Source organism: Methanobrevibacter millerae (genome assembly GCF_900103415.1).
In the GTDB taxonomy this organism is placed as follows: Archaea; Methanobacteriota; Methanobacteria; order Methanobacteriales; family Methanobacteriaceae; genus Methanocatella; species Methanocatella millerae.
The window spans coordinates 4,025-22,226 of sequence record NZ_FMXB01000031.1 but is presented as its reverse complement, the minus strand read 5'-3'; the positions used below and the strand labels follow the sequence as shown (position 1 = coordinate 22,226).

The following is an 18,202-nucleotide window of genomic DNA, read 5'->3' as shown; positions in this document are numbered from 1 at the left end:
CACCGCCTTCAGTTACATTAATAAACCTAAGACCAATGCTGACAATACCTGTAGCATCATCAGGCAACTGTACAGTAATGGTGGAGTTTTCACCTGCAACGATTTCATCAGGAGAAGCTGTAATGTCCATTGTTACGTTTTCTTTAGGAGAAGCATCCAAAACAGTAATGTTTAAAGAAGACGTTGCCATTTTATATATTTCATTTCCATAGTAAATCACGGTAATAGTGTGGTTACCGACGGATTTACTGGTATAATTATAAGAAGCAACACCGCCTTCGGTTACATTTACAAAATGAAGACCAATACTTACAATACCAGTAGCATTTTCAGGCAATTGTACAGTAATGGTAGTGTTTTCACCTGCATTAATAACATCTTTTTCAACGGAAATGTCCATTGTGGCATTTTGTTTTTCATCAGAACTTATATCATTTGCTGAATTTTCACTTGCACCATAAATGCCGGCGCTATTTTCACCAGCATCAGCGCTTATTAAATCATCGGAAGCACTTGATAAAAGCGTATCCGGTACTTGAATATCAGAATTTTCATCAATAGCTATTGATTGACTATCATCACTAGCTGCGACAGCTGATAATGACAATAAAATCAATACAATTGATATTACTAATAACTTCTTAATACTAAAAACCTCCTATTTTAATAAATTTGAGTAAATACTAAAATAATATTAATATGAATATTCGTTTAGTATAAAATTAGTTATATATATTCTAATATATTAATTTTGGCTAAAATCTTTTACAAAATTAATATTTTGAACGGTTCTTCTAAAAATAAAAAAATGCATAAAAGTAATGAGAATATGAGATATAACTGACTTAAAAAAGAAAAAAAGTGATATTCAAATCACTAAACATTAATTGAATCTGGCAGATTATGGGTTTTACCATAATCAATCAAGATGCTAACACAGATATCCAACATCCTTGACGGTGAAATGTCAGCTACTCCGCCGGTGTAAATTCCGACATAGTTTGGAACATATCCGTTTCTTTCAATCCATGAAGAGAATCTGCTTGACATGTCCACATAGTTTTCACGTGCAATGGATTGGGAGCTGTCACGTCCGCTAGGGTGGGAAGCGTAATCCGGGTTTCCAACGGAGATTGTCGCATCTGGATGGCCGCTGCCGATTTCAGTAATGGCTTTGGACAATATATACAGACATTGGGATTTTGAAAGCGATAGTGACTTGAAGCTGACAGGGAAATTACCCCCAGAATTTTTAATGGCCTGAGCCAAATCCGGAGCTTCGCTTACCGGGAAACTGCCCAATGAAACTGGCTTTGAACTTGTTGAAGCTGCAGGCTGTGATGTCTGCACATTATCTGCACTGCCTGAATCACCATTGAAAAGACCTGTGCTGAAGCCGACAAATACGATTGCAAGAATTACTATGGCTGCAATCAAAACTCCGATGATTATTTTCTTGTTTTTCTCATCGTTACTTGCCGGTGCGGAAGCTACACTGGAAGTGCCAGCAGTATTATTAGCATTTGGCGAATCCTTTGGCTTGATTTTGCATCCGCAGTGTTTGCAAAACTTGGATCCGTCAGTTATTTCCTTTCCACATTTTGGACAAAACATTTAAAATACCTCTTTCGATAAAAGCAATTTATGCATGTTTTACTAACATTAACTATATCATTTGATATTTAAAATATTATCGAATTGATATTTACAAAAAATGAAAGTGGTTTTTTACATAGTTTTATTAAAGATTAACATTAAATTAACATATGTATAAAAATTTTATGATTATAACCTGAGGTGAATTAATTGCAAGGTTTATTAAATGACTGGAGAAGAACTAATTACGCTAAAGAAACCACTCCGGAAATAGCTGGAGAAGAAGTTACAATCATGGGTTGGGTTCATGAAATCCGTGACTTGGGTGGAATCATCTTTGTCATCATCCGTGATGTTACAGGTAGAATACAAATTACAGCACCTTCCAAAAAGGTCAATGCTGAAATATTAGAAGAGTTAAGGGCTTTCAGAAAAGAATCCGTTGTTGCAATCAAGGGTACCGTTCAGGAAGCAGGAAAAGCACCAAACGGTGTTGAAATCATTCCGAAAGAAACCAAAATCCTGAACCTGGCCAACCAGCCTTTACCAATGGATCCTACAGAAAAGGTAAAAGCCGAAATCGATACAAGACTCGATTCAAGATTTTTGGACTTGAGAAAGGAAAACGTGTCCGCAATCTTCAAGATTAAAGGCCAGATGTTCCACACCATAAGGGATTTCTTTTATGAAAACGGATTTTATGAAATAAATACTCCTAAACTCGTAGCTTCAGCTACCGAAGGTGGAACAGAATTATTCCCGATTACTTACTTTGAAAAGGAAGCATTCCTCGGCCAATCCCCGCAATTATACAAACAGATGATGATGGGAAGCGGAATGGATAAGGTATTTGAAATCGGCCAGATTTTCAGGGCAGAAGAGCACGATACCTTAAGACACTTGAACGAAGCCGTTTCCATCGATGCGGAAGCTTCTTTCATGGACGATGAAGACGTAATGAAAATCCTGAACGACATGCTTGTAAACGTAATCAACGACATTAACGAAAACTGTTCAGCCGAACTGGAAATTTTAGGCCACGAATTACCTGAAGTTGACGGCGATTTCCCACACGTCTGCTATGACGAAGCTGTTGACATCATCAATTCCAAAGGCGTTGAAATGGACTGGGGTGAAGACCTCTCCCGTGCAGCAGAAAAGGCTTTAGGCGATACTATGGGAGGATTCTACTTCCTGACCAAATGGCCTGCAGCAATCAAGCCGTTTTACGTAATGCCATTTGAAGACGATGACAAATACGCTCACGCATTCGATTTAATGTACAACAATCTGGAATTGTCTTCCGGAGCTACACGTGTACACCAGTACGACCTTCTTGTAAAACAGATTGAAGAAAGGGACTTGAACCCTGACGGATTCGGAAGCTACCTTAAAGCATTCGAATACGGTATGCCTCCTCATGCAGGATGGGGTGTAGGTGCCGACAGGTTAACCATGGTGCTTACCGGATCTGAAAACATCCGTGAATGTGTACTCTTCCCAAGAGACAGACACAGATTAACTCCTTAAGATTTAAATGGATTATGATATAGCTATTATAGGTGGCGGTCCTGCCGGAATAATGGCAGCAATTGCATCCGGCGAGACCTCAAACGTAATATTGCTTGAAAAGAACCCTGCACTTGGAAAAAAGCTGCTTTTAACCGGCGGGGGAAGATGCAACATTACAAACAACAAACCACCTAAAAAGCTATTGACTTTTTTTGACGAGAAAAACTTTTTAAAGCACTCTTTTTTTACTTTTACAAACGAAGATTTGTTTGACTTATTTGATTTTCAGTTTAAAACAGAAGATAATGACCGTGTCTTTCCCGAAAGCGAAAAATCAATAGACGTTTTAAAGGGCCTTGAAAAGCATCTGGAAAACGTTGAAGTACGCCTGAACTATGAAGTTAAAAAAATTTCAGGCAATTTCATTATAAACGATGAGATAAGGGCTGAAAAAGTAATAATTGCCACCGGCGGAGTTACCTATCCGCAGACGGGCTGCAGCATTAATAACTATTCATTAATTGATGAGCCGTTAACCAAAATCAGATACGGCCTGGTTCCATTAATAACGAAAGATGATTTGGGAGATATTGCCGGCGTTACCTTGAATGACGTCGAATGTGTTTACAAAAAATCCGGAGTCAGAGGTGACGTTTTGATAAGCCATGTCGGATTGACGGGTCCAGGAATAATCGATTTAAGCTCAATAATTTCAAAAGAAATGGATTATGACATTTTAGAGGGCGAATGTGATTTAGGGTGTGAAATAGCTATTGATTTGATGCCTGACTTCTCACGTGAAGATTTAAAATCCAAATTTGACGGTGATTTCCAGGAAAAGGGTAAAACCCAAATTAAAAATTACCTTAAACAATTTTTCAGTGCCAAATTCATTGATTATTTCCTAAAAAGAATTGATATCGCCCCAGATACCCAGTTAAGCAGAGTCAACAAAAAGGAAAAGAATCGGCTTATTGAAAACCTGAAAAGGTTTACATTTGAAATCGTTGACTTCAACAGGAATCTGGCCAAGGTGACAATCGGCGGAATCGATTTGAAAAACGTCAATGCGAAAACAATGGAATCAAAGTTAACGCCGAATCTGTATTTTGCAGGAGAGATTCTTGACTTGGACGGACCTACCGGAGGATATAACCTGAAGATTGCATTTTCAACCGGTTATCTTGCGGGTTTGTCTGCAAGTGAAAAAATTCAATGATAACCCATTGCTTAAAAATGTAAAACTATGAATAATATACTGTATAATGGGTATTTTTTAAAATTTAATCTATTGTATATTGCAAAAAAATATATTGTATACAAAATTTTAACGTGATTATATTAGTTTAAAAATCCATCCGAAGCTTTAGAGAAGCTATAACATCACAATAATAGCAGTTACTTTCTCTGGTGATATGTTAATAATATTAAAAAAGAAAAAAAATTCCTTAAATTAATAAAAGGAATTAAATATCAATGAAAGTTGATTTTTGAAAATTGAGAGTAATACCAAATTCTTTATAATTTTGTTTTATAGCTTTTTCAGCATTTCGACGTCTTTCAGGGGTGGTGTGCAGATTAATAGGATCCCAACCATCCCTATCAATAATAGTAACTTTCTCAGGTGACATGTTAATAGATACCTCCTTGATTTGAAGTAAAATTGTCCTAATACAAATCAACAAGAGTTGACTTTTGCATATGGAGAACAATTCCAATATCATTATAAAAATCTTCGATTTTTCTTTGAGCTTCTAAAATTTCTTTTTTTGAAGAGGTTCTAGAGCCAATAGGATCCCAACGATCCCTATCAATAATAGTAACTTTCTTTGGTGACATGTTAATGATACCTCCTTGATTTGAAGCAAAATTGTCCTAATACAAATCTACATAAGTTACTTTTTTCAAGTTAAGTTTAATGCCCAAAACATTAAAAAAAGCATCTTCCATATTTTTTTTAGCTTCAATTCGTTCCTTGATTGAGAAGTTTCCAGAACCAATAGGTTCCCAACCATCCCTATCAATAATAGTAACTTTCTCTGGTGACATGTTAACGATACCTCACTCTGATTAATTTAATATTATCTTTAACTTCATCATTAATATATCTAACTAAAAATTCGCCATAAGTTTTATTTACTTGATTTTCATACTTAAATGAATTAAAATAGAAGTAACTGGTATTTTTTCTAATATCATCAACAACTTTTGAATCAAATGTACCCTCCGCTTCCAAAATCCAAAATTCATCATATCCGCAAATTAACTCATATTTCTCATTTTTAATTTCTAAAATCTGGAAATTTGTACCTGATGGCGGAGACAAAAACCCCTCTGGATGATTGTGAATACTTGCTACATTCATACCTTCAAAATGTTCCTCATAGATTTCTCCCCTAACCCTTCCACGCTCATTATCACCAATAAAACAGTATATTATCTGACCGGTTTTGTAATCAAAGTATAACATACATTCATAAGGCAAATTAGCTGTTTTCCTTCGGAATAAATCAATCAATTTGACCGCATGTGAGCTGAATTCATCAGGCAAATCCTCGGCGGATATTGAATCTACATCCCAGTCCACGTCCAAATGAATATATTTCAGAAATTCCTGATCCTGTAGTCTCAATTCAATCGGTAAAACAAAAGCCCCAACATTATCAATTGTAAAAAATCCTTTTATCAAATTGAATATAATTATTAAATTTTGTTTAATTGCAATCATGACAATTAATTTAGCCAACGAAGTATATAAAATAGGTAGTTTCGAATAATAACAATTTTACTCGCTTAAATCAATATTCTAATGACTTTATAATTTTTTAACAAGGCAATAAAATTGACCTATAAAAAAATATTTTAACTATCTTTTAACATATAATTATAATATGACAGACCAAATGTTTATGGGTGCATCAACTAAACAGGGCCTGGATATTGCCAATAAAAGTAGAGAAATCATCCGTGGCCTAATTGGTGATGAGATTAAAGATTTGAAACCTGCTGAAAAGGACATTGTAGAACGAATCGTTCACTCAACGGCCGATCCTGAATATGCAAAGCTCGTCCATATCAGTGATGACTTTGTTGAAGTCGCCATGAAATCCCTTAGAAACAACGAAACGATTTTAACCGACATTAATATGGTCAAATATGGAATAACGAGATATGACGGTGAAGTCGAGTGCTACATCAAAAACGAGGAAGTTAAGAAAATAGCTAAAAAGCATCAGATTACCCGAGCCGCTGCAGCCATAAGGTATGCAAGCGAAAACGATTTTGAAGGAATCGTGGTTTCAGGCAATGCGCCGACAGCTGTTTTTGAAGCAATGGACTTGTATGAAAAAGGTGAAATAAATCTTAAAGCCATAGTGGGAGTTCCTGTCGGTTTTGTGGGAGCTGCCGATTCAAAAGAGGCTTTAAGGAATTCAAATATCCCTAATGTCATTACTGAAGGACCTAAAGGTGGAACACCTATAGCAGTTGCTTGTGTAAACTCATTAATCCAACATTTATAAGTGATTAAAATGACTGAAGAATTATTCAATGAATCCAAAAAATATTTCCCGGGCGGAGTCAACTCTCCGGTACGTGCATTCAAGCCATATCCGTTTTTCGTCAAAAGCGCGGGAGGATGCAAGATTACAGACAGCGAAGACAACACATATCTTGACTACTGTCTTGCCTACGGTCCTTTAATACTCGGACATGCAAATCCCAAAGTAGTGCGCGAGGTTTCAAACCAGCTGACAATCGGAAGCGCATATGGAGCTCCAACAGAAAACGAAATTAAGCTTGCACGTGAAGTCGTTGATAGAATACCATCTGCTGAAATGGTTAGATTTTGTAACAGCGGAACCGAAGCTACAATGAGCGCCATAAGACTGGCCAGAGGCTTCACCGGCAGAAACAAGATCATAAAATTCGAAGGAGCATATCACGGAGCTCACGATTACGTTCTGGTTAAGGGCGGTTCCGGTGCAGCATGCCTGCCGGATTCTGCTGGAATTCCAACGGACACCACCAAAAATACGCTGTCCGTTCCATTCAATGATGAAGAGGCCTTAACTGAACTGATTGAAGCCGAAGGCGAAAACATAGCCTGTCTGATAATGGAAATAGTGATGGGAAATGTCGGCTGCATTGAGCCTAAACCTGGATTTTTAGAGTTTGTACGCAAGATAACTGAAGAAAATGATATAATATTAATATTTGATGAGGTAATTACCGGTTTTAGAGCTTCCAGAGGCGGTGCTCAGCAATATTACGGAGTCACTCCCGATTTGACCACATTAGGTAAAATCGTCGGCGGAGGACTTCCAATGGGCGCTTTCTGCGGAAAGAGGGAAATAATGGAACTGATTGCCCCTCAAGGTCCGGTTTACCAGGCAGGTACGTTTAGCGGCAACCCGATTTCTGTCCAGGCAGGTCTATCTACACTGTCACAGCTTGATGAGGAATTCTACAAGGATCTCGAAAGGAAAGGCGATTTCCTCAGAAGCAATATAAAATCAATAATAGACGACGAGCAATACAACATTCAGTGTGTAGGACTTGCATCAATGTTTCAAATTTATATGAATCCCGCTGAAGTGTTCGATTACGCAGATGCCAAAAACTCTGACAGCGAAAGATTCTTAAGATATTTCAGAGCTCTTTTGAAAGAAGGAGTGTTTATACCACCAAGCCAATTCGAATGCAACTTCATTTCAAGTGCCCACGGCATGGCTGACCTGCAGGATACCGCAGAAGCAATAGAAGTTGCTCTGGCTGTGGCTTTCAAAAAATAAAAGATTATAGGTGTTAAAATGGTAGATTACAAAGAGATTGCATCATATGCTATTATTCTTGTGATTGTTTTAATCCTTGCTCAACACTTGAACGTGGTCGTTTCAGGCAGTATGGAGCCTGTATTCTATAGGGGAGATATTGTAGCTGTGGAAAAGGCAAATTTCCTTGGAATAAATGAATTCGACCCTAAAAGCGTTGAAGTTGGCGACATTGTTGTTTACGATGCTGCATGGTTTGACCAGCCGGTCATTCACAGAATCATTGACATTAGAGAGATTAACGGAACGACAATGTACGTTATAAAGGGGGACAACAACAATCGGACGGATCCGTATTACGTGACTTCAGACCAGATTAAGGAAAAGGTCCTTACGTGGGGAGACAGCCCTATCGTGATTCCATACATTGGAAATCTTTCATTATGGTTAAGAGGATTATAATTATTTAAAGGTGAGTTAATGTATTTTGAAATAGAAAAACAAGCTATCGATGCTTTAAACAAGGCATTGGATCAATATGATGAAGATATAGACAGGAATTTCCGTTTGGATTTTCCGCCTGACCCAAAATTGGGGGATTTGGCCAGTACAATAGCTTTCGCTCTTACAAAAAAATTAAAGACTTCTCCAAATCTCGTCGCTGAGGATTTGGTGTCAAAAATCGAAGTGCCTGACATCTTCGAAAAGGTTCAGAACTTCGGCCCTTACGTTAATTTCTTTATTGACTACTCTAAATTTTCCAAGCAATTGCTGGAAAAGGTGGATGAAAACTACGGACAGCTCGAAAAGGTGGATGAAAAGGTAGTTCTCGAACACACTTCCGCAAATCCTAACGGGCCTTTGCATATCGGACACGTTCGTAACTCCATTTTTGGAGATTCACTGGCCAGATTACTGAAATTAGCTGGCCGTGAAGTCGAAACCCAGTATTATGTCAACGACATGGGCCGCCAAATCGCAATAATCGTTTACGGAATAACCGAAATGGGCCTTGTAATCGATGAGCAGGAAGGAGAAAAAATCGACGAAAAAATCGGCAAATTATACTTTTTGGCCAACAAGGAAGTTGAAGAAAACGAGGCCGCCAACGAACGCGTAAGCGAACTTATACAAACCTACGAAAAGGGTGACGACGCTGAATTGAACGCCGTTTTTGAAGACGTCGTTTCAAAATGCGTCAGCGGAATCAAGGACACCCTTCACAGAATCAACATATACCATGACGATTTCGTATGGGAAGGCCAGTTCATAAGAAACGGAGATGTGGACGCCCTTGTCAAGTACTTTGAAAAGGAAGGATTCGTATCCCATGAGGAAGTGGACTACATTGACCTTAAATTCTACAATATCGAAAAGGAATTCGTTCTCAGAAGGTCAAACGGCACATCACTCTATTCAACGAGGGATTTGGCATACCACAGGTATAAGGCCACTTTAGGCGATCTGGTTCTTGACATTTTAGGTTCCGACCATAAATTGTCTTCAAAACAGATGAAGGTTATCTTTGAAGAGATTTTAAGGGAAAAGGCTCCTGAAGTAATATTTTATGAGTTCATCACCCTTCCTGAAGGTTCAATGTCAACAAGAAGAGGCAAATTCGTATCAGTTGACGATTTGGTTGATGAAGCCATTTCAAGAGCAGCAGAAGAAATCAAGTCAAGAAATCCTGATTTGTCCGATGAGGAAATTGCGCCAATGGCCGAACAGATTGGAATCGGAGCCATCAGGTTCTTCATTGCAAAGCTCTCCCCTGAAAAGCATCTGACGTTCAAGTGGGACGAGGCATTAAGCTTTGAAAGAGGCTGCGCTTCAATACAGTACGCCCATGCAAGAGCCTGCAAACTGCTCAATAAATCCGGCAAGGACGTATCAGCACTTGAAATCGCAGATGACTGGGTTCCAAACGATGCCGAACAGGATCTTGTAAGGTTAATAGCTAAATTCCCTCAGGTCGTTGAGGAATGCGCCAACAAGAAAAGGGTGCACAACGTTACCCAGTACTGTCAGGATTTGGCCGGATCATTCAATAAGTTCTACAAATCCGAACAGGTAATCGGTTCTGATCTGGAAGATACAAGACTGATTTTAGTTGACAAATCTAAAACCGTGATTAAAAACGCTTTAGATATTTTAGGAGTACCTGCTCCTGAAAAAATGTAGATGGGTTAAATTAACTCATCTTAAAATTCTTTTTTTGTCATATTTGTTTAAATTAAGTTATATATTAAAATAATAATTTTATAACAGTATTATTAATATTAATTAATTTAAATTAATCCATTTAATTAATTCAAAAACAATTAGCTATTTTTCTAATTAATTTCATTTAAATAAAATATTAATTTTTTATCTTTGAAATTTTGACCTTAAAAATAGTGGATAATTTTAAATATAATGATGACAGATTGATTAATTTGTGGTGAATCTTATGACAAGTGTCGGTTCCAGATTAAAGAAATTAAGGGTTGAAAACGAATATTCCCAAAGACAAATTGCAGAATATCTAGAAATAGACCAAAGCAATCTTTCAAAAATAGAAAACAATAAAAGAAACTTAAATTTAACCTTATTGGATAAAATAACTAATCTATATAACTGTACACCCGAATATCTTTTAGGCGAGAGCGAGGAATATGAAAAAATTGCATATAAATCCGGGAAAGATATAGATTTGAAAGCAATTGGAAAAATAAACACTTTAGCTAATCATTTATCAATTTTAAGAAAAATAGAAACAGGAAAAAAGACAAAATTACCAAAATTAAACATTAATCTAAGAAGGCAGTTTGGAATCGATGCATATTCTCCCATTAACATTTTCACTTTGCTTCCAACAAAAATAGATAATTTAACTATTGTGTGGTTTCCGATGAAAAAAAGCGTCAATGGATGTTGCTTTAAGAATGATATTGATTCAATTATATTAATTAATTCTTTACACCCCATAGGTCGTCAGAACATTAATTTAGCTCATGAACTATATCATTTATTGGATGATGCCGAAAATTATATAGTTTGCAGCGAAAAATTCAATGACAAAATTGAAAAAGAAGCGGATGATTTCGCATCTAATTTTTTAATGACAAATCATGCATTATACGATTTCATCGAAACAAATGACATTGATGAGTGGTCTGTCGAAGATGTAGTCAAATGTGAGCAATACTTCCAAATAGACCACGATTCATTAATTCAAAGATTAAACTCAGAAAAACTAATAGATGAAACCCAAATGAAGGAATTTTCCAGCGTTGATATCAAATATAAGGCCGGAAGATTAGGATATGACATATCATTGTATAAAGCTTCAGATGAAAATAAGGACTGCTATTCAGTCGGCCACATGATACCTCTTGCAGAAAAAGTATGCAAAATGGGTAGAATTTCAATTGGAAAAAGAAGAGAGATTTTAAATGATTTATTTAGGCAGGACATTATTTATAAAAGCCTGCGATAAAAAATAAAAAAATAAAGATTAATCCACGTAAAGGATATAATCTTCTTTTCTAGGTAACGGTTCAGGCGCTTCCATATCAGGATAGCCCAATACGACATGGCCTATTCCTTCATAGCTTTCAGGAATTCCCCATTCCTTCAATAATTCTTTTCCCTTTTCAGATGCGAATTCGTCACGGGCCCTGTGAATCCAGCATGAGCCTACGCCAACGGCATGAGCCGCATTAACAAGCACACACAACACGCTGGAACCGTCTTCAACGTAAGTCGGAAACTCGCTGTCGGCAAGTACAATCAAAAGTGTCTTGGCGCCATACAACGGATCCATGTCCTCAGGTACGTCTACAGGAAAAAAGCTTCTGTTCCATGCGGAAAATTCCTTGATGGTTTCAGGATTTTGAATTACTACAATCTTGGGTGACTGCGCTCCACGACCTGTAGGCGCATAGGTTCCCGCTTCCAGAATAGTCTTTAAGTCCTCATCTGAAATCTGCTCATCCTTAAACTTGCGTATACTTCTTCTTGTCTTTAAATTCTCAATCGTCTGATTCATATTAACTCCTCACTGATTTTAATTAGCGTATTTTTAAAACTGATATACTCCTCATCGCCTATAATTTCTTTAATCTTTTCATCCCACTTTTCGTCATAGTCCATGACTTTCTGAGCTGTCTTTCTGCCCTTTTGGGTAATTTCAATTCTTTTTGTTCTTTTATCCTGAACTCTATTAATAAAACCTTTTTCCTCCAGTTTCTTTAGGTTTCGGGCAATAGTGCTTTCATTCAAATGGAAACAATGGGCCAGCTGCTCCTGAATTATCCCTTCATCATTATAAATCTTAATCAATAATGGAAAAAGTCCGAAGCTTAAATCCTCATCCTTGATCTTTTCGTTGAGGAATTTTGCATGCTCCCTATAAAGTATGGAGATAAATGGAACTGTTGGAACGTTCTTATCCATTAACGATTCCATTCCTATCACCCTCTTTTATCAATTTATTGATATAAAGCTCAATGCACGCATAACATATCAGGGAACCGATTCCTCCTCCAAGAAGCATTCCGCAGTATATTCCGAACTCGCCCATATTGAATACGAATCCTAAAAGATAAGCGAATATCAATACAAGTATGAATTCCCTGAATGCCGTTAACATAAAGGAAATCGTTCCCTTTCCGACACCCTGGAAAACGTTTCCCGCACTTGCTCCGAACGGAACGTAGAGGATAAAGAAACACATTATCTGCAGGAAGCTTGCAATTAACGGCGCCAATTGAGCACTGCTTTCAGAATATGAGAAAATGAAGGCTATCTGATTGGCGAATACATAGAGGAATATGCAGACGATGACTGATGCAATCAGCGCAACCTTTACCGCATATCTTGCCGTGATTCTAAGGTTTTCATATTTCCTGGCTCCGAAGGCAACGCCTGCAACTGAAATTGCAGCGGTACCGATTCCTATTGCCGGAAGCATTCCGATGTTTACTATTCTCCATCCTGCAGTATAAACCGCAACGGATACAGGACCGGATACGATTGTAAGCATGTAATTAACGAATATTGTTAAAACGGACAGTATCAGCTGTTCGAGACTTGCCGGAATACCGACTACTAAAATGTCCTTATACATTCCCAAATCGTTGGTAAAGTCCTTGAAGTCGTATGAAAGGTAAGTGTCCTTTTTTACAAAAATCCAGTAAAACATTAATAAAAGGCTTATGAAGGGACCTAAAGCGGTTGCCAATGCGGCCCCCTTAACTCCCATACCTAAAGTGTAAATGAATATCGGATCTAAAATCATGTTGATTATTGCCGCTAAAGCTATTGGGACTGTTGCCCTTTTAATGTCTCCTTCAGCCCTGAAGGCTCCTCCTACAATCGGCGGCATCAATAAGGCAATCGTACATGAAAATACGATGACCGCATAATCCATTGCATAATTAATTACGCTTGATGCACCCATTAAATTAAGCAACGGCTCCAAAAACGTTAGAAAAATGATTGTAATGAATATGGAAACTATGACGCTTAAAATCAGGTTGTGTATTGCCGCATTATTTGCTGACTGTCTGTCTTCTGCTCCGATGTATCTTGAAATTAATGAATTTCCGCCAGCTCCTATTCCGTTTCCAAAGCCCACAATAATCATGAAAAGCGGGGTAACGTATCCCATCGCAGCCAATGGTTCAGCACCCAATCCGGCTACCCATATGCTGTCGATGATGTTGTTTGCAAAAATCAGAAACATACTGGCTATAATTGGAAGTGAAAGCTTGTTTATTGCCTTTTTAGGATCTCCTGTAATCATTTCTATATTTGAATTCTTTTCCATAATTTACCTCTCTTGCATATGCAACTGTACTCTTGTATATGCAAGTGTTAGTATTTAAATATTTCTAAGAATATAATCATTAACAAGGAGAATTTTATTATGAAAGTCTTAGTTGTTGGAACAGGTGCTCGTGAACACGCTATAGCGGACGCTTTAAAAGACGATGTTGAGCTTTACTGTTATATGAGTAAAATAAACCCTGGAATGTGTAAGATTTCAGAGTTTAAGCAAGGTAATGAAGGAGAAGTTGAAAAAGTCGCTGAATTTGCCAAAGAAAATAACATTGACATTGCATTTATCGGTCCTGAGGCTCCCCTTGAAAAGGGAATTGTCGACGAACTTGAAAAAAATGGAATCAAATGTGTTGGACCATGCAAAAGCGCAGCAAGAATAGAAACCGACAAATCCTTTATGAGAAAGCTGTTTGAAGATTATGAAATTGAAGGATCCCTTATTTACAGGGTATTTGATAATTACGATGACTTAAGTGCGTTTTTAGATGATTTTGACCGTGACGTTGTAGTCAAGCCTGTGGGACTGACCGGCGGAAAGGGAGTTAAAATCGTTGGAGACCACTTAAAGGACAATGAAGAAGCTAAAGAATATTCAAAAGAAGTCATTGACAACGCAATGGGCGGATTCGCTCAGGTTATCATTGAAGAAAGAGTCATCGGTGAGGAATTTACCATTCAGGCATTCTGTGACGGTGAACACCTGGCTCCAATGCCTGCAGCTCAAGACCATCCTCACGCATTTGAAGGTGATGTCGGCGCAATTACCGGAGGAATGGGTTCATACTCCGATTCAAACGGATTGCTACCGTTTTTAAGTCAGGAAGACTATGACAAGGCAGTCTGCATCATGAAAGATACGATTAAGGCAATAGCTGAGGAAGCTGAACCTTATAAAGGTATCCTCTACGGTCAATTTATGCTGACTGCTGACGGCCCACGTTTAATCGAATACAACGCAAGGTTCGGTGACCCTGAAGCAATGAACGTGCTGCCTTTGCTTGAAACTCCATTGGTTGACGTCTGTGAAGCTATCGTTAACGGAACCTTGGATGAAGTCAAATTCTGCCCTAAGGCAAGCGTGTGCAAATACATCGTTCCTGACGGATATCCTGAAACAGAATACGCCGGAGAACTCATTGAAGTGGACGAAAATGCCATTGAAGATATGGGCGCAAAGGTATTCTATGCTGCTGTCGGACTTGAAGACGACGGAATCCACCTGTCAGGTTCAAGGGCTTTGGGAATCGTTGCAAGCGGCAATACAATAACCGAAGCTGAAGAAATTGCTGAAAAGGCATGCGAACACGTCAAAGGTAACGTCTATCACAGAAGCGATGTCGGAACCGAAGAGCTTGTTCAAAAACGTGTCAATCATATGAAAGAAATTCTGGAATGAATTTCTTTTACCTTTTACTTTTTTCCAAAAAAATTACCGTCACTTAAATTGATTTTACGATTGATTATTTTAATGATATATATCAAAAGTAGTTAAATTATTAATGGCATAGTTAAAATTAATTAAGCTAATTATAGAAATGATGGAATAAGTATTGAATTATCTACATGTAAAAATATAAAAAGTGGGAAAAGTGAATTTCCCTATAAATTCTCTATTTTTTTCTCCTTAATGCTACTCCTCCCAAAGCAATCAGCACGAGCAATACCCTAATCAGAGGATTACCGGTAGCTGGCAGGACATTAGCTTCTTTTTGAGGCTCTACAGGAGCTTCATCAGGAACAGTTTCATTTTTATCAGGTACCTTTTCAATTACGACCGTTGCGTTGCCATTGTTGTTTTTAGGGTTTGGATCCGGAGTGTCGCTTGTAACGTTTGCTTCATTGGTAAATTCGCCGAATCCTAAAGCGATTGTTTCGATAAACATTATTGCCTCGTCACCGTTTTCCATGTCTCCAATTGTCCATATACCAGTATTTGCATCATATGAACCTGCAGATACTGCTGAAGATACAAATTTCAATGTTTCAGGCAATACATCATATACCCTGACGTTTGAAGCCTTGTCAGGGCCGTTGTTAATTACGCTGATAGCCCAAACGATTCTGTCTCCATCTACTGAATATACAACCTTGACAATATCCAAATCGGATTCGGAGGTCTTGTTTCCAGAATCTTCCTTATTAATTACTTCAGTAGTGTTTTCAGCCTTTTTGATATCTGTCTTGTCGCTTGAAACGCTTATGACGTTTGTGACGTTTGCGGCCTTATCTGTATCGAATACCACATAGAAGCTTAAGTATTCGCCTGCATACAATGGAGTGTTGAGAGTCCATGACAAATCGTCGTTTTTGGTCCACAAATTGGTGTAATCGATGAATGAATTGTATGTTAGGCCATCGAATGAATCTTCACTGACAACAACATTGTTCAACATTACCTTTCCGGTGTTTTGAACGACGATTTCAAAGATTACCTGTTCGCCGACATAGACTGTCCTGTTTATTGTTATCTTATTAACCAAAATATCCGGAGTTAGTACTTCAACGGTGTCATTGGCCGTTTTGTTAGGGATTTCACTAGAATCCGCAACGATAACGTTCGTAAATTCGCCTGCTGAAGTCGTATTGAATACAACGAAGAATCCTAAATAATCACCGACACGTAAAGGAGCGTTAAGTTTCCATGTCATGTCATCGTTTTTGCTCCACAATCCAGTGTAGTCAACAAATGAATCGTATGTTAATCCCTCAAATGAATCCTCACGGACAACAATGTCGTTTAAGGTAACCTGGCCGAAATTGTGAACTACGATTTCAAATATTACCTGACTGCCTGTTATAACGCTTTTGTTGATTGCAATCTTTTCAACGGCGAAATCCGGCTTGACCACAGTAACTGTGTCATTGGCCAGCTTGTCTTCTGTTTCATTGCTTGAAACGGATACGACATTTGTGAATTCTCCAACGTCAGTAGTGTTGAACATGACATAGAATGTTGCAATTTCGCCTGTGTATAAAGGAGCGTTAAGCGTCCAGGTCATGTCATCGTTTTTGCTCCACAATCCAGTGTAGTCAACGAATGAATCGTATATTAATCCGTCATAGGAAGCTTCCTTAACAACAACGTTCGTTAAAGCAACGTTTCCGGTATTTCTAACAATGATTTCGAATCTGGCCTGACTTCCTAAAATCACAACGTCATTAAGTACGATTTTTTCTATACTGATGTCAGGGTTTTTAGTAGGTTCCTCTTCATGGCCCGGAACAGTGCTGTTGTAGACAGTGGTTATGTTTTCTCCAATAATTCTTTCAGTCTCGCTGGAGCCTGCAGTAGCTGTATTGGTAAAGTTACCGACAGCAGTGGTATTGAATCTGACCGTTAAAACAACAATCTCATTGACTTTCAGGTTGCCGTTTAAAGTCCATACATTTCTGCCGTTTACAACAGAGTGAGTCCATAATCCGTTATTGATGAATGAATCATATGTTAATCCGTCATATGAAGTTTCTTCAATGTAAACGTTGGTTAATTCAACCTTGCCGGTATTCTTAACGATTATTTCGAATGAAGTCTGATTGCCTACATGGACTAAAGGAGTCAATGTGATCTTTTCAATGGATATTTCAGGAGTCAGGACTTCAACCGTGTCATTTGAGGTTTTATTAGGGACTTCACGTGAATCCGCAACGACAAAGTTTGTGAATTCGCCTGCTGAAGTAGTGTTGAATACAACTAAGAATCCTGCATATTCGCCAACGTATAAAGGAGCGTTAAGCTTCCAGGATAAGTCATTGTTTTTAGTCCATAATCCCGTGTAGTCAACGAATGAATCGTATATTAATCCTTCAAATGAGTCTTCACGGACAACAACGTCGTTTAGGGTTGCCTGACCCATATTGTGAACTACGATTTCAAATATTACCTGACTGCCTATTATAACGTTTTTATCGATTGCGATTTTTTCAACTTCGAAATCCGGCCTGACCACTTCAATGGTGTCATTAGCCGTTTTATTTCCGGTTTCATTGGTATTAACAGTAACGATATTAGTGAATTTTCCAGTAGCTGTTGTATTGAATACCACATAGAAGGTTAAGGTTTCGCCAACGTATAAAGGACCGTTCAAAGTCCAGGATAAGTCATTGTTTTTGATCCATAATCCACTGTAGTCAACGAATGAATCATATATTAAGCCATCAAATGAATCTTCACTTACAACAACATTAGTTAATGCAACCTCACCGGTATTTTCAACTATGATTTCGAATTTAACCTGATTGCCGATAATAACAATGTCTTCCAATGCTACTTTTTCAACAGTGAAATCAGGTTTTACAACTTCTACAGTGTCATTTGAGGTTTTGTTTTCAGTTTCATTGGTATTAACTGTGACAACATTCGTGAATTTTCCAGTAGCTGTTGTATTGAATACAGCATAGAAAGTTAAGGTTTCGCCAACGTATAAAGGACCGTTCAAAGTCCAGGATAAATCATTGTTTTTAATCCACAAACCGTTATAGTCAACGAATGAATCATA

At 37.9% G+C, this 18,202-nt stretch carries 18 protein-coding genes; 8 read left to right on the top strand and 10 right to left on the bottom strand.

Going from position 1 to position 18,202, the window contains the following annotated elements; genetic code table 11:
- The coding region (locus F3G70_RS11545) for an Ig-like domain-containing protein (protein ID WP_149732858.1) at positions 1-607 on the bottom strand (607 nt) is incomplete at its 3' end.
- Positions 608-876: 269 nt separating this feature from the next.
- Positions 877-1,614, bottom strand: a complete 738-nt coding sequence (locus tag F3G70_RS11540) for a pseudomurein-binding repeat-containing protein (RefSeq protein WP_149732857.1) — start codon at positions 1,612-1,614, stop codon at positions 877-879.
- A gap of 192 nt (positions 1,615-1,806) precedes the next feature.
- Here F3G70_RS11540 and aspS point away from each other — a divergent pair, with 192 nt between their 5' ends.
- Positions 1,807-3,126, top strand: coding sequence for an aspartate--tRNA(Asn) ligase (aspS, locus tag F3G70_RS11535; RefSeq protein ID WP_149732856.1), 1,320 nt, complete (start codon positions 1,807-1,809; stop codon positions 3,124-3,126).
- A 7-nt stretch (positions 3,127-3,133) separates the two neighbouring features.
- Positions 3,134-4,327, top strand: a complete 1,194-nt coding sequence (locus F3G70_RS11530; protein ID WP_149732855.1) for a BaiN/RdsA family NAD(P)/FAD-dependent oxidoreductase — start codon at positions 3,134-3,136, stop codon at positions 4,325-4,327.
- A gap of 247 nt (positions 4,328-4,574) precedes the next feature.
- Here the strand turns inward: F3G70_RS11530 and F3G70_RS12180 are convergent, their stop codons facing one another.
- Genes F3G70_RS12180 through F3G70_RS11525 form a run of 4 tightly spaced genes read right to left on the bottom strand, consistent with a single transcriptional unit; the run spans position 4,575 to position 5,836 of the window.
- Entirely contained in the window at positions 4,575-4,739 is a 165-nt protein-coding gene (locus F3G70_RS12180; RefSeq protein WP_188118183.1) for a hypothetical protein, read from the bottom strand.
- A gap of 37 nt (positions 4,740-4,776) precedes the next feature.
- Positions 4,777-4,947: a hypothetical protein gene (locus F3G70_RS12175; protein WP_188118182.1), complete on the bottom strand. Its 171-nt coding sequence runs from the start codon at positions 4,945-4,947 to the stop codon at positions 4,777-4,779.
- 36 nt (positions 4,948-4,983) lie between these two features.
- On the bottom strand, positions 4,984-5,157 hold the full coding sequence (locus F3G70_RS12170) for a hypothetical protein (RefSeq protein ID WP_188118181.1): 174 nt from the start codon (positions 5,155-5,157) through the stop codon (positions 4,984-4,986).
- A gap of 1 nt (position 5,158) precedes the next feature.
- Positions 5,159-5,836, bottom strand: coding sequence for a hypothetical protein (locus F3G70_RS11525; protein ID WP_149732854.1), 678 nt, complete (start codon positions 5,834-5,836; stop codon positions 5,159-5,161).
- A gap of 163 nt (positions 5,837-5,999) precedes the next feature.
- Between F3G70_RS11525 and F3G70_RS11520 the strand changes: the two genes are divergently transcribed.
- From F3G70_RS11520 to F3G70_RS11500, 5 genes are all read left to right on the top strand, one after another.
- Positions 6,000-6,629 (top strand): cobalt-precorrin-8 methylmutase, encoded by a 630-nt coding sequence (locus F3G70_RS11520; RefSeq protein ID WP_149732853.1) that lies wholly within the window; start codon positions 6,000-6,002, stop codon positions 6,627-6,629.
- 9 nt (positions 6,630-6,638) lie between these two features.
- A complete protein-coding gene (gene hemL / locus F3G70_RS11515; RefSeq protein WP_149732852.1) occupies positions 6,639-7,901 on the top strand; it encodes a glutamate-1-semialdehyde 2,1-aminomutase in 1,263 nt (420 codons plus the stop codon).
- Between the two features lie 18 nt (positions 7,902-7,919).
- Complete coding sequence (locus F3G70_RS11510) at positions 7,920-8,342, top strand: signal peptidase I (RefSeq protein ID WP_149732851.1); 423 nt, start codon at positions 7,920-7,922, stop codon at positions 8,340-8,342.
- 18 nt (positions 8,343-8,360) lie between these two features.
- Positions 8,361-10,061, top strand: coding sequence for an arginine--tRNA ligase (gene argS, locus F3G70_RS11505; RefSeq protein ID WP_149732850.1), 1,701 nt, complete (start codon positions 8,361-8,363; stop codon positions 10,059-10,061).
- Between the two features lie 268 nt (positions 10,062-10,329).
- A complete protein-coding gene (locus F3G70_RS11500; protein ID WP_149732849.1) occupies positions 10,330-11,358 on the top strand; it encodes a helix-turn-helix domain-containing protein in 1,029 nt (342 codons plus the stop codon).
- An 18-nt stretch (positions 11,359-11,376) separates the two neighbouring features.
- On the opposite strand, the gene F3G70_RS11495 is transcribed toward F3G70_RS11500, so the two are convergent.
- The 3 genes from F3G70_RS11495 to F3G70_RS11485 are packed head-to-tail and all read right to left on the bottom strand — an operon-like array spanning position 11,377 to position 13,692.
- The gene (locus F3G70_RS11495) at positions 11,377-11,910 is read right to left on the bottom strand and encodes a nitroreductase (protein WP_149732848.1); all 534 of its coding nucleotides are present in this window, start codon (positions 11,908-11,910) and stop codon (positions 11,377-11,379) included.
- Positions 11,907-12,329, bottom strand: coding sequence for a MarR family winged helix-turn-helix transcriptional regulator (locus F3G70_RS11490; protein ID WP_149732847.1), 423 nt, complete (start codon positions 12,327-12,329; stop codon positions 11,907-11,909). Before F3G70_RS11490 ends, F3G70_RS11495 begins: the two co-directional genes overlap by 4 nt.
- The gene (locus F3G70_RS11485; RefSeq protein WP_149732846.1) at positions 12,310-13,692 is read right to left on the bottom strand and encodes an MATE family efflux transporter; all 1,383 of its coding nucleotides are present in this window, start codon (positions 13,690-13,692) and stop codon (positions 12,310-12,312) included. Before F3G70_RS11485 ends, F3G70_RS11490 begins: the two co-directional genes overlap by 20 nt.
- 99 nt (positions 13,693-13,791) lie before the next feature.
- Between F3G70_RS11485 and purD the strand changes: the two genes are divergently transcribed.
- Positions 13,792-15,102, top strand: a complete 1,311-nt coding sequence (gene purD, locus F3G70_RS11480; protein WP_149732845.1) for a phosphoribosylamine--glycine ligase — start codon at positions 13,792-13,794, stop codon at positions 15,100-15,102.
- 214 nt (positions 15,103-15,316) lie between these two features.
- On the opposite strand, the gene F3G70_RS11475 is transcribed toward purD, so the two are convergent.
- A partial coding sequence (locus tag F3G70_RS11475; protein WP_188118180.1) for a DUF11 domain-containing protein occupies positions 15,317-18,202 on the bottom strand: 2,886 nt, incomplete at its 5' end.